Here is a 12,423-nt window from a genome sequence, read left to right on the forward strand (position 1 = left end):
TATTTTTTATAATATCAGTATTTTGATGGGCGATACTTATCTTTTACATGAAGGCGTTACGGCTGCTCTATCGCATCGGGTGTGGCGCGGTTGCGCTCGGTCAGGGTGATGTAGAGCGCGCAGGCGATCAGCACGGCGACGCCGAGAAAGGTCAGTGCATCGGGGAAATCGCCGAAGAAATACCAGCCGACGGCGGTGGCGACCACCATCTCGGTATAGGCCAGCGGGGCCAGCAGCGAGGCCTCGGAATAATCATAGGCGCGCACGATCAGGTAATGGCCGAAGGTGGCGATCACGCCGAGGCCTGCAAACATCAGCCATTGTTCGAGGCTGGGGGTGTGCCAGACCAGCGGCATCGCGAGGCTCAGCGCGGCGGCACCTATCATGTTGGTCTGGAACGTGGTGACCATCGCGGGCGCGCGGCCCGAGATATGCCGGGTCATCACGAAGTAGATCGCAAGGAAGCTGCCTGCGGCCAGCGCCAGCAGGCTGCCGGGATTGAGCGCCACAAAGCCGGGGCGGATGATGATCAGCGTGCCGACGAAGCCCACCGCGACGGCGGCCCAGCGGTTGCGCGGCACCGCCTCTTTCAGCACGAGGGCTGACAGCACGGTGACGACTAGCGGTTGCACGAAAAAGATCGCCAGCGCGTCGGCGATGGGCAGGTATTTCAGCGACAGAAAGAAGCAGAAAGTGGCGAGGATCAGGAAGCCTGCGCGAAAGCTGTGATAGCCGGGGCGGTCCGGGATCAGGCCCTTTGCGCCCTGATGCGGCAGGGCGAAGGGCAGGGCGATAAGCGCCCCGACGAACAGCCGGGCCCAGACGATCTGCAGCACGGGCACGCCTTGCTGGCCGAGGAATTTGGCGAAGACGTCAAGGAAGGGCAACAGCGCCATCGCGCCCAGCATGAAGGCAACGCCGATCAGCGGGGCGGTAGCGGGGCGAGAAAGGGCGGTGGGCATGGCTGATCCTGCTGCGGTTGGCCCTTGTCTAGGCCGGGTGCGGGCGGGCGTCCCGCGCGTTTGCGACATGGCGCGCGGCGGAACGGGCTTGCGGGTTGGGCGAAGTTTCCGGCGGGGTGCCGCAAAATCAGGCAGATGTGAAGGTGCGGGCGGCAGAGCGTGGCTTTCGCCCTTCATCTTGCCCGCTGCGCTGATATGATGGCGGCAGATTGTCAATGCAGGCCTGTGATGCCCGACCCTATGCCAGCCAAAGCCATGCGCCGCCCCGTTGTCGGGATCATCGGCAACGCGCATCTGATGAACGACCGCTATGAGGTGCATGCCGCCGGGCATATCAACTCGGAAGCGGTGGCGGAGGTCGCAGATTGCGTGCCGCTGATCGTGCCGGCGGACCCACGCTTTGTCTCGGTGGCGGATCTGTTGGCGGTCTGTGATGGGTTTTTGCTGACCGGCGGGCGGCCGAATGTGCATCCCGATGAATATGGCGAGCCGGAAACCCCGGCGCATGGCGCGTTTGACCGGGGGCGCGATGCGATCACGCTGCCGCTGATCCGGGCCTGTGTGGAAAGTGGTCAGCCGTTCTTGGGGGTCTGTCGCGGGTTTCAGGAGGTCAACGTGGCGATGGGCGGCTCGCTTTACCCCGAGATCCGCGAATTGCCGGGGCGATTGAACCACCGGATGCCGCCGGAGGGCACGATGGAGGAGGTGTTTGCGCATCGCCATGTGGTGAAGTTCACCGAAGGCGGGGTGTTTCATCGTCTGATGGGGGCGGCAGAGGTGATGACCAACACGCTGCACGGGCAGGGTGTGGCGCGGGCGGGCAGCCGGATTGTGATTGACGGGGTGGCACCGGATGGCACGCCCGAGGCTTTGTATGTGCAGGGCGCGCCGGGGTTCACCCTGTCGGTTCAGTGGCATCCAGAGTGGAATGCGGCGAATGATCCAGTGTCGCGGCCTTTGTTCACGGCCTTTGGCGATGCGGTGCGGGCTTGGGCGGCGCGAACTGGGGCGGGGCGCGGCTAAGCGTTCAGGGATTTTTAACCAAAGCGCGGCAAGCTGCGGGCATGTCAGCCATGCCACCGATCAGCCCGCAGCAGTTTTTCCTGGAGCTTTTCGGCTCGCAGGCGGCGGCGCGTGGTGCCATCGTTCGGCGCAAGGTGCGGGATGTGGAGCGCTATATCGGGCATGAGGCATTTCTGGCTGAAGCCAAGCGGCGGGGATTTCCGGTGGTGGAAAATGCCGGGCAGTTTGTGATCTTTTGCAACAACGAGCCGATCCGGCGTTTGCCCTAGGCGATTTTCGCGCGAAAATCGTGCCGGAATTCGCGCGAATTCCGATCTGCCTTTGCCGTTGTTGGCGCAAACATTGGCGGTATACTGCGGCCAGATTCTTGGGAGGACGAAGATGAAGCGGTCGCGTATCAATGAGATTATGGCTGGGGCAGAGGAGATGGTGCGGCAATATGGCTTTGTCTTGCCGCCCTTTGCCAACTGGTCTCCGAGTGAATTCAAGGCCAACAAACCGATTGCGAGCCGGGTGATTGAGGGGCGTTGCGGCTGGGATATCACCGATTACGGCCAAGGCCGCTTTGACCAGATGGGGTTGTTTCTGTTCACCCTGCGCAATGGCTCTCTGGCCGATCTGCAACGCGGGGGGGGCATGTGTTATGCCGAGAAGCTGTTGATTTCGCGGCAGGATCAGCTTTCGCCGATGCACACCCATGTGATCAAGGCGGAAGATATCATCAACCGCGGCGGGGCGACGTTGGTGGTGGAGCTTTACGGCTCGGATGATGCGGGCAACTGGGCGGCGGATCGCGGCGGTCTGGTGCGCTGCGATGGCATTGAGCGGCCCTACAAGCCGGGAGACAAGCTGCGGCTGGCTCCGGGCGAGTCCGTTACACTGATGCCGGGCGATTGGCACGCGTTCTGGGGTGAGGGCGGCGATGTGCTGATCGGTGAGGTGTCCACCGTGAACGACGATGTCACCGACAATGTGTTCCGCGAACCGATCGGGCGGTTTGCCGATATCGAGGAAGATGTCGCCCCCACGCATCTGTTGGTCAGCGATTACGACAAGTGGCTGTGAGGCTGTCGGAAATCTAAGCATGAAAAAAAACCCGCCTCGGATTGAGGCGGGTTTTTTTGTTTGTCGCCGTGGTCCGCTTATGGCTGCGGGCAGAGGCCGTTCACCAGCGGCACAGCACAGGTGCTGGGCGTGGTGGGTGCCGCCGCAGGGACGGTGGGTGCTGTCGCAGCCGGAGCGGTGGCTGCTGGTGCCGTTGCCGCTGGCAGCGTGGTCGCGGCCGGGGCGGGGGTGGTGGTGACGGCCGGATCAACCGGAGCGGTGGGCAGAGTGGCGGTTGGTGCCGTCGCAGCCGGCAGAGTGGTGGCGGCGGGCAGAGTGGTGGCGCCCCCCGGCAGCATGGTCGGGGTCGCGCTCAGCACGGGGGCCGCAGCCTCCACCGGGGCCGGTGCAGGCTTTTTCTTCTTCGGTGCGGGTGGCGGCAGTTTCAGCTTTTCTGGGTAAGTGCCATCGGCGTTCAGCACCACAACCTTCGCGCCATCCTGCACACGGTTATACAGATCCATCACGTCCTGATTTATCATGCGGATACAGCCCGACGAGGCGTTCTTGCCGATCGAATACCATTCCGGCGTGCCATGGATGCGGTAGCCGTAATCAACGCCATTGGTGGTCAGATACAAAGCGCGCGCGCCGAGCGGGTTGGTCGGCCCACCGGGTTGGCCTTTTTCCCACTTTGCCAGTTCGGGTTTCCGGTCGATCATTTCCGGCGGCGGCGTCCATTTCGGCCAATGCGTGCGGTTGGTGATATTGGCCACGCCCGCCCACTGGAAACCAGCTTTGCCGACGGCAATGCCATAGCGCAGGGCTTTGTTCTTGCCGCTGATATAATAGAGATGCTTTTCAGCTGGGTTGATGATGATGGTGCCGACCGCCTCGTTGCTGGCATATTCGACCTGCTGCACCTGATAGGCGGCGGGCACCTTGTCGACCGGCACGGTCGGCACGGTGAAGCCGTTGTCCACGACACCGGCATAATGCGCTGTGTTGTCGGTCGGCGTGGGAAGTTGCACCACTGTCGGGGTTTTGCCCGACAGGGTGGACCCAGGCACACAGGCCGCGAGTGTCAGCGACAAAGCTGTCGCCGCAAGAAGTTTAACCGTCAAAAAGCGCATCCGTCAGCCGATCACAAAATGGGGCGGCAGAGGAGTGCCGCCCAGATTCTCTTGTAAAGACGCTAGATCAGCCGAAAAGCAAGGTCAAAGCCCTTGTTTCTAAAGCATGCATAATCACAAGGTCGTGCGCGGATGTCGGAGCACAACGCCGTGTGGTTGCCCGCCCTTACAGCGTTGTGCGCAGATGCCAGAGTTCCGGGAACAATTCGACATCCAGCATCCGGCGCAGGTAACTGACGCCGCCGGTGCCGCCGGTGCCGCGTTTCAGGCCGATGACGCGTTCCACCGTGGTGACGTGGTTGAAGCGCCAGCGGCGGAAGTAGTCTTCAAAATCGACCAGCTTCTCGGCCAACTCATAGGCCTGCCAGTATTGCGTCGGATCGCGGTAGACGGTTTCCCACACCCGCTGCACGCCTTCATGCACGGTCCACGGTTGGCGCAGATCGCGGTTCAGCACGTCTTCGGGCACGGGCAGTCCAGCACGGGCGAGGTGGCGCAAAGCTTCGTCATAGAGGCTGGGGCGGGCGAGTTCGGCTTCCAGCAGCGCCGTCAGATCGGCGCGATGGGCGTGCGGTTTCAGCATCGCCAGATTGCGGTTGCCGACAGCATACTCGATCAGGCGGTATTGCCAGGACTGGAAGCCCGAGGATTGGCCAAGACCCTCGCGGAAGGTGGTGTAATCCGAGGGCGTCATGGTGCGCAGCACGTCCCAGGCGTTGTTCAACTGCTCAAAGATGCGGGAAATGCGCGCGAGCATCTTGAAGGCTTCCGGCGCGCGGTTGTCGGCGATGGCCTGACGGGCAGCGTTGAGTTCATGCAGCGCGAGCTTCATCCAAAGCTCGGAGGTCTGGTGCTGGATGATGAACAGCATCTCATCATGCGCCGGGGTGAGTTGGCGTTGGGCGGATAGGATCTGGTCGATGTGCAGATAATCGCCGTAAGACATCCGGCCATCGAAGGACATTTGTGCGCCTTCGGTGGCAGGGTTGTAGGGGCCAGAATTGCCGGGGGCGGCGTGCATCGGGCAGCCGGATTTCGGATCGGTGGTCATATCATTCTCTCCTGTCATTTGGGTTTCCCCCGAATGGGGCGTCAGGCGATGGAATGAGTTTGGCAGTTCAGCACCGAAAGATTGCCGATGGTGCGCCACTGGGCGATCCATCCGGCGGGGCGACAGAGGGCGGTGCTTGTGGCTTTCACATTGGTTAAAATATCCCCACCGGAGGCTTCGGCGGCGGGCCGGGGAGCCTCCGGCGGGGATATTTTTGCCAAGATGAAATCCGAAGGCATCAGGTGACTTTCGCACGGGTTTTGTAGGCGGGGCGGTCCCAGAGGTTGTTTTGCATGATATCGGCGATGATTTTGATCGCCTTGTCAACGTCAGCTTCGTCGATGAACAAAGGCGTGAAGCCGCAGCGGATGATGTCGGGGGCGCGGAAATCGCCGATCACGCCGCGCGCGATCATGGCTTGCATGATGGCGTAGCCTTCAGGGTGGCGGAACGAGACTTGGCTGCCGCGATCTTGGTGGTTGCGAGGGGTGGCGAGGGTCAGGGTGGGGCAGGCGGACTCAACGCCTGCGATGTATTGGTCTTGCAGTTTCAGCGAGGCTGCACGCAGGGCGGCCATGTCTACCGTGTCCCAGATATCCAGCGAAGCCTCCAGGGCGGCGAGTTGCAGGATCGGCGGGGTGCCGACGCGCATGCGTTCCGCGCCGGTGGCGGGGTGGTAATCGAGATCGAAGGCGAAGGGGGCGGCATGGCCTTGCCAACCCGAAAGCGCCGGACGAGCGGTGTCGGCATGGCGGGGGGCGACGTAGATGAAGGCCGGGCCGCCGGGGCCGGAGTTAAGGTATTTATAGGTGCAGCCGACCGCGAAATCGGCGTTGCATTTGGCCAGTTCGACTTGGAAGGCCCCTGCGGAATGCGCCAGATCCCAGATCGTCAGCGCGCCGTGTTGGTGGGCGCGAGCGGTGATCGCGGCCATGTCGTGACGCCGCCCGGTGCGGTAGTCAACTTCGGTGATCATGGTGACAGCGACGGTGTCGTCGATGGCGTCGAGCACGTCTTCGGGGGCGACGGTTTTCAGTGTGTAGCCATTGCCAAGCGTGCGGCAGAGTCCCTCGGCCATGTAGAGGTCGGAGGGGAAATTGCCGGTGTCGGACAGGATCACGCGGCGCGTGGGGTTCATTTCAAGGCAAGACGCCAGCGCCTGATAGACCTTGATCGACAGGGTGTCACCCATCACCACATGGCCAGCCTCGGCTCCGATCAGCCGGGCGATGCGGTCGCCGACGCGCATCGGTTTGTCCATCCACGCCGCCTTGTTCCAGGCGGTGATCAGCATGTCGCCCCATTCGGCGGTGACCGTCTGCGCCACCCGTGCAGCCGTGGCGCGCGGCAAGGGGCCCAGCGAGTTGCCATCGAGATAGATCATGCCTTCGGGCAGATGGAACTGGGCTTTGGTGGCGGCGAAGTCGGTCATCTGGATTCCCTCAGCATCAGCGTGGCATGGCGGCTTGTGGTCAGCAATAGGTCGATCAGGTTAAAATTTCAAGCTTGAAATTGTTTCGATTCGAGCCAGCCTGCGTGTAGTCCGATTGGATGTTTGCGCTATCAGACGGCTTTCTGGGTAGCATCTTGAAATTGTGATGATAATCAGCTGCGGGAAATTCGTCCATCTGGGTGGTTTGGTGTGGAATTTTCGCCCCAAGCTTTGGCAGAGCGCAGCGGCATCCGTTGAAGCCGACAGGTTTTTCGCCAAAAGCGGCAATCAGGCGTTGAACTCTTGAACTTCGATGTTAAGGCTCGGCGGGGATTTGGCGGTCACGGTTGCTCCTTGAACCGCGCAAACTACGGGGGAACACAGTGAAAATAGGTGCGTTGAGCGAGATTTTTGCGGGCGAAAACCGGGTGGCGATGACCCCGGATTCGGCGCTGCAACTGGTGAAACTGGGGCATACTTGCGTCATTCAGGCCGGGGCGGGCACGAAGGCCGGTTTTTCCGACGCTTTGTATGCCAAGGCCGGGGTTGAGGTTCTGGCCTCGGCTGCCGATGTGATTGCTGCCGCTGATGTGCTGGTGAAAGTGCGCGGGCCGGAAGTGGCCGAGGCGCAGGCGTTGCGCGAGGGCCAGACGCTGATCTCGATGTTCTGGCCAGCGCAGAACCCGGAACTGCTGGAGATCGTCAAGGCACGCGGCGCGACCGTGGTGGCGATGGATATGGTGCCGCGGATCAGCCGCGCGCAGAAGATGGATGCTTTGTCGTCGATGGCGAATATTGCCGGTTATCGCGCGGTGATCGAGGCGGGCTCTAATTTCGGGCGGTTCTTCACGGGCCAAGTGACGGCGGCGGGCAAGGTTCCCCCAGCGAAGGTTCTGGTGGTTGGCGCGGGCGTGGCCGGGTTGGCGGCGATTGGCACTTCGGTGTCGTTGGGCGCGATTGTGCATGCGTTTGACGTGCGCCCGGAAGTGGCCGAGCAGATTGAATCGATGGGCGCGTCTTTCGTGTATCTGGAGTTTGATGCCTCTGAACTGCCCGATGGCGCTGCGACGGGCGGCTATGCGGCCCCGTCGAGCCCCGCCTTCGCGGCGAAGCAACTGGCGAAATTCCGCGAGTTGGCGCCAGAGATGGACATCGTGATCACCACCGCGCTGATCCCCGGACGGCCCGCGCCGAAGCTGTGGACCGCCGATATGGTGGCGATGATGAAGCCCGGCTCGGTTGTGGTGGATTTGGCCGCCGAGCGTGGCGGTAACTGTGATCTGACGGTGATGGACCAGAAGATCGTGTCGGACAATGGTGTCACCATCGTCGGCTACACCGATTTCCCCAGCCGGATGGCGGCACAGGCCTCGACGCTTTATTCCACCAATATCAGGCACATGCTGACCGATCTTACACCAAAGAAAGACGGTGTGATTGATCACAATATGGGCGACGACGTGATCCGCGGTGCGACCGTGGCGAAGGATCATGAGATCACCTTCCCGCCACCGCCGCCAAAGATTGCGGCGATTGCGGTGCAAAAGCCGAAGGAAAAGGTCAAGGAATTGACCCATGACGAAAAGCGCGCGGCGGAAGCGGCAAGCTTCAAGGCGCAGACCCGCAGTCAGGTTGGCATGTTGGTGATCGGCGGCGGTCTGATTTTGCTGGCGGGGCTTTACGCGCCTGCCAGCTTCATGGCGCACTTCATCGTGTTTGTGCTGTCGGTTTATGTCGGCGTGCAGGTGATCTGGAACGTGTCGCATTCCTTGCACACGCCGCTGATGGCGATCACTAATGCGATTTCCTCGATCATTATCCTGGGTGCGCTGATGCAGATCGGCTCGGGCAGCTGGCTGGTTGTGGTGCTGGGCGCGGCCTCGGTGTTCATGGCGGGGATCAACATTTTCGGTGGCTTCATGGTCACCCGGCGCATGCTTGCCATGTTCCAGAAGTCGTAAGGGAGCGGGCAATATGGAATATGGATTCACCACGGCGGCCTATGTGGTCGCAGCCGTTCTTTTCATCCAGTCCTTGGGCGGGCTTTCCGGGCAGGAAAGTGCGAAGCGCGCGGTCTGGTATGGCATCGTCGGGATGGCGCTGGCCGTTGCGGCCACCTTGTATGGCCCCGGAGCGGGCAACTGGCTGATTTCGCTGGTTATGATTGCCGCAGGCGGGGCGATTGGCTGGGTTGTCGCCCAACGCGTGCAGATGACCGAGATGCCGCAGCTGGTGGCGGCGATGCACTCGCTGGTGGGCCTCGCGGCGGTGTTCATCGGCTTTAACACCCATATCGAGATGGTGCGGGTGGCGGGCTTGGATGAGGCGGCGCGGGCCGCGTTGAACGGTTTTGCCGCCGTGATTGCGCATAAATCAGGGGTTGAGGTGTCGATCCTGCGGGTGGAAACCTTCCTCGGCGTGTTCATCGGGGCTGTGACCTTTACCGGCTCGGTGATTGCCTTTGGCAAGCTGGCGGGCAAGGTGGATGGCAAGGCCAAGAAGCTGCCGGGCGGGCATCTGCTGAACGCGACGGCGGCGATTGTGTCGCTGGTTTTGCTGGTGGTTTACCTGCAAACGGGCAGCACGTTGGCGCTGCTGGGCATGACCGTGGCTGCGCTGTTCATCGGCTATCACCTGATCATGGGCATCGGCGGCGCGGATATGCCGGTCGTGGTGTCGATGCTGAACAGCTATTCCGGCTGGGCGGCGGCGGCGATTGGTTTCTCGTTGTCGAACGATCTGCTGATTGTCGTGGGCGCGTTGGTTGGCTCGTCGGGTGCGATCTTGAGCTATATCATGTGCAAGGCGATGAACCGGTCGTTTGTGTCGGTAATCCTGGGCGGCTTTGGTGGCACCACCGGGCCTGCGATGGAAGTCACCGGTGAGCAGGTGGCGATTGATGCCGAAGGCGTGGCGGCGGCGTTGAACGATGCCGACAGCATCATCATCATTCCGGGTTACGGCATGGCGGTGGCGCAGGCGCAGCAATCGGTGTCGGAGTTGACGCGGAAGTTGCGGGCGGCGGGCAAGACCGTGCGTTTCGCGATCCATCCGGTCGCAGGGCGTCTGCCGGGGCATATGAACGTGCTTCTGGCGGAGGCGAAGGTGCCTTACGATATCGTCATGGAGATGGACGAGATCAACGAGGACTTCCCCACCACCGACGTGGCGATCGTCATTGGCTCGAACGACATCGTCAATCCGGCGGCGCAGGAAGATCCGAACTCACCCATCGCGGGGATGCCGGTGCTGGAATGCTGGAAGGCCAAGCAGGTGTTTGTCAGCAAGCGCGGGCAGGGCACCGGGTATTCCGGGATTGAGAACCCGTTGTTCTACAAAGAGAATACCCGGATGTTCTATGGTGATGCGAAGAAGTCGCTGGATGCTTTGTTGCCGATGATTGATTAAGCAAGGTTCGTGCAAGCACGCACCCTACGCATAGGCCAGACCCCGGTGGAGACACCGGGGTTTTGCTTTTCTGCAACAGCGGGGGTGCATACGCGGGTATTCCGCGAAAATTCTGGCGCTCCCCGCGCGGACGCGCCCAAATGGGTCATTCCTGCTGACGTAAGGCCCGATGATGACCTCCGACCACCCTTTGCGCTATGCTTTGGTCAATGAGCTGCACGCGCGGCCGTTTCCGGCGCTGTCTGCCCCCTGCGTGGCGGCCTATATTGCGATCAAGGAACCGGTGGAGGCGCAGAACCGCGACCGGGGCGCGGACCGGGCGCATTTGCTGGCGCTGCTGGATCGCTATGGCTCGGCACATCCACAGCCGGATGCGACGCATTTCTCGGGGCCGTTGGGGCGGGCGGATGTGAAATGGGAAAGCCATACCGAGTTCGTCACCTATTCGGCCTTCACTCCGGGGCTGTCGGCGCGGGCGTTTGATCCGGCCGAGATGGAGGTTTTCGCCGAGGATTGGCTGGCGGTCGCCCCTGGCAAGCGGGTGGCGGCAGTGTTGATCCGGGTGGAGCTGATCGAGGACGAAGCCGCGATGCTGGCCAAGCTGGAGGAATGGTTCGTGCCCGAAAGCCTTGCGGTGGCGCGGGTGGTCGATGGGGCGGCGGTGATCGCGGGCGATTTTCGGATTGATCCGGCGGGCAACATGCGGTTCGCGGTGTTTGCGCGCCCCGATGCAGGCGCGCGGCGGCTGGGCCGGATTGTGCAGCGGTTGTGCGAGGTTGAGACCTATCGCGCGATGTCGATGCTGGGGCTGATGCGCGCGCGCGGGCTGACCGGGCGGTTGAACGCGCTGGACCCTCGGCTGTCGGCGCTTGTTTCGGGGCTGGATGGGGTGTCGCGGCCTGCTGAGGCCGCACTGCACGAATTGCTGGCGATTTCGGCGGAACTTGAATCTTTGGCGGTGCAGCACAGCTTTCGGTTCGGCGCGACCGGGGCTTATGAGGCGATTGTGAACCAACGGATTTCGGCCCTGCGCGAGGAGCGCGTGCAGGGGCGGCAGACCTTTGGCGAGTTCATGATGCGGCGCTATGATCCGGCGATGCGGACGGTGAAATCCGCCGAAGCGCGGTTGGGCTCGATGGCGGAACGCGCACAACGCGCCGCCGAATTGCTGCGCACGCGGGTGGATGTCGAACGCTCGGCGCAGAACCAAAAGCTGCTGGAAAGCATGGACAGGCGCGCCGATTTGGCGTTGCGGTTGCAGCATACGGTCGAGGGTTTGTCGGTGGTGGCGATCAGCTATTATGCGGTGTCTTTGGCGGCCTATGCGGCCTATCCGCTGATCGAAGGTTTGGGGATTTCCAAAGGCGCCGCGATGGCGGTGCTGACGCCTTTGGTGGTGCTGGGCGTGTGGGGCGCTTTGCGGCGGATCAAGGCCGGGATGCACTGACCTCACCACAAAGCGTGCGGGCGAGGGCGGCTTGGCGTTGCTCAGCGGGCAGGCTGAGCACATGCGCAAGCTTGGTGTAGGCGGCTTCGGGCGTCATATCGCGACCGTCGATCACGCCGGATTGCAGCATCAGATTGCCCGCCGCATAGGTGCCCAAAGCGATGCCACCCTTGGGGGATTGGCTGATGGCGATGACCGGCGTGTTGCGGGCTTGGGCGGCCAGCAGGCCTGCACGCAGGGCGGGGGTTTCAGGAATGGTGCCCGCGCCGAACACCCGCAACACCACGGCGTCGAGTGTGGTCAGGGCATGGCTGAGGAAGGCCTCGGACTGGCCGGGGGCCATGCTGAGGATGCCGATCTCGGCAGGGGTGTAGGGGATCAGCGTCGGGGTTTTGCCGGGTTGCAGCGGCGGCACCGTGCTGCGGCTAGCGGTGAAGGCATCCAGCGTAGAGCTGTGGGCTTTGCGCACCCGTGCGCCGTGCAGCAGTTGGCCCGAGAATTGCACCCAGATGCCGGGTGGGGCGGTTTGCGCGGCTTTCAGCGCGTCCGAGAGGTTCTGCACCCCGTCTGAATTTTCCACCGTCAGCGGACGCATCGCTCCGGTCAGGATCACCGGGCGCTTCAGGCCCGCCAGCGCAAAGCACAAAGCGCTGGCGGTGAAGGCCAGCGTGTCAGTGCCGTGGGTGATAATGAAGCCATTGTAATCATTGTGATTGTCAAAGATCGCTTGGGCGATGCGGTTCCAATCCGAAGGCGTCGCTTGTGCAGAATCAATCAGCGGCAACAGCGGCAGCAGGGTGACTTGGCTTGCCCCCAGATCGGCTAAAGCGGCCTCAATCACACCTTCAGCGGGCGCGAAACCTGTCGGCGTCGCCACCATCCCAATGGTGCCGCCGGTGTGGATCAGAAGTGATTTCATAAGG

At 62.3% G+C, this 12,423-nt stretch carries 12 protein-coding genes; 6 read left to right on the top strand and 6 right to left on the bottom strand.

Translation table 11 applies throughout. The annotated features are described in order from the left end of the window. Positions 1–56: 56 nt before the first annotated feature. Complete coding sequence (locus tag U1A24_RS15325; protein ID WP_322322846.1) at positions 57–962, bottom strand: DMT family transporter; 906 nt, start codon at positions 960–962, stop codon at positions 57–59. A gap of 255 nt (positions 963–1,217) precedes the next feature. Here U1A24_RS15325 and U1A24_RS15330 point away from each other — a divergent pair, with 255 nt between their 5' ends. The 3 genes from U1A24_RS15330 (at position 1,218) to U1A24_RS15340 (ending at position 3,050) form a co-directional block, all read left to right on the top strand. Beyond that, positions 1,218–1,985, top strand: a complete 768-nt coding sequence (locus tag U1A24_RS15330; protein ID WP_322322847.1) for a gamma-glutamyl-gamma-aminobutyrate hydrolase family protein — start codon at positions 1,218–1,220, stop codon at positions 1,983–1,985. A gap of 41 nt (positions 1,986–2,026) precedes the next feature. After that, positions 2,027–2,254: an N-(5'-phosphoribosyl)anthranilate isomerase gene (locus tag U1A24_RS15335; protein ID WP_322322848.1), complete on the top strand. Its 228-nt coding sequence runs from the start codon at positions 2,027–2,029 to the stop codon at positions 2,252–2,254. 112 nt (positions 2,255–2,366) lie between these two features. After that, the gene (locus U1A24_RS15340) at positions 2,367–3,050 is read left to right on the top strand and encodes a D-lyxose/D-mannose family sugar isomerase (protein ID WP_322322849.1); all 684 of its coding nucleotides are present in this window, start codon (positions 2,367–2,369) and stop codon (positions 3,048–3,050) included. 77 nt (positions 3,051–3,127) lie between these two features. On the opposite strand, the gene U1A24_RS15345 is transcribed toward U1A24_RS15340, so the two are convergent. The 4 genes from U1A24_RS15345 to kynU form a co-directional block, all read right to left on the bottom strand. Further along, positions 3,128–4,162, bottom strand: coding sequence for a L,D-transpeptidase (locus tag U1A24_RS15345; protein WP_416173496.1), 1,035 nt, complete (start codon positions 4,160–4,162; stop codon positions 3,128–3,130). Between the two features lie 166 nt (positions 4,163–4,328). Further along, complete coding sequence (kynA, locus tag U1A24_RS15350; RefSeq protein ID WP_322322851.1) at positions 4,329–5,213, bottom strand: tryptophan 2,3-dioxygenase; 885 nt, start codon at positions 5,211–5,213, stop codon at positions 4,329–4,331. A 41-nt stretch (positions 5,214–5,254) separates the two neighbouring features. Continuing rightward, positions 5,255–5,434, bottom strand: coding sequence for a hypothetical protein (locus U1A24_RS15355; RefSeq protein WP_322322852.1), 180 nt, complete (start codon positions 5,432–5,434; stop codon positions 5,255–5,257). Between the two features lie 17 nt (positions 5,435–5,451). Beyond that, complete coding sequence (gene kynU, locus U1A24_RS15360; RefSeq protein WP_322322853.1) at positions 5,452–6,645, bottom strand: kynureninase; 1,194 nt, start codon at positions 6,643–6,645, stop codon at positions 5,452–5,454. Positions 6,646–7,028: 383 nt separating this feature from the next. On the opposite strand from kynU, the gene U1A24_RS15365 reads away from it, so the two are divergent. From U1A24_RS15365 to U1A24_RS15375, 3 genes are all read left to right on the top strand, one after another. Continuing rightward, on the top strand, positions 7,029–8,606 hold the full coding sequence (locus tag U1A24_RS15365) for a Re/Si-specific NAD(P)(+) transhydrogenase subunit alpha (protein ID WP_322322854.1): 1,578 nt from the start codon (positions 7,029–7,031) through the stop codon (positions 8,604–8,606). A 13-nt stretch (positions 8,607–8,619) separates the two neighbouring features. Continuing rightward, positions 8,620–10,053 (top strand): NAD(P)(+) transhydrogenase (Re/Si-specific) subunit beta, encoded by a 1,434-nt coding sequence (locus tag U1A24_RS15370; protein WP_322322855.1) that lies wholly within the window; start codon positions 8,620–8,622, stop codon positions 10,051–10,053. Positions 10,054–10,225: 172 nt separating this feature from the next. Next, positions 10,226–11,500, top strand: a complete 1,275-nt coding sequence (locus tag U1A24_RS15375) for a DUF3422 family protein (protein WP_416173497.1) — start codon at positions 10,226–10,228, stop codon at positions 11,498–11,500. On the opposite strand, the gene U1A24_RS15380 is transcribed toward U1A24_RS15375, so the two are convergent. Then, positions 11,481–12,419: an asparaginase gene (locus tag U1A24_RS15380; RefSeq protein ID WP_322322857.1), complete on the bottom strand. Its 939-nt coding sequence runs from the start codon at positions 12,417–12,419 to the stop codon at positions 11,481–11,483. The genes U1A24_RS15375 and U1A24_RS15380 overlap by 20 nt on opposite strands. Positions 12,420–12,423 lie beyond the last annotated feature (4 nt).

This window comes from Cypionkella sp., from assembly GCF_034376685.1.
In the GTDB taxonomy this organism is placed as follows: Bacteria; Pseudomonadota; Alphaproteobacteria; order Rhodobacterales; family Rhodobacteraceae; genus Cypionkella.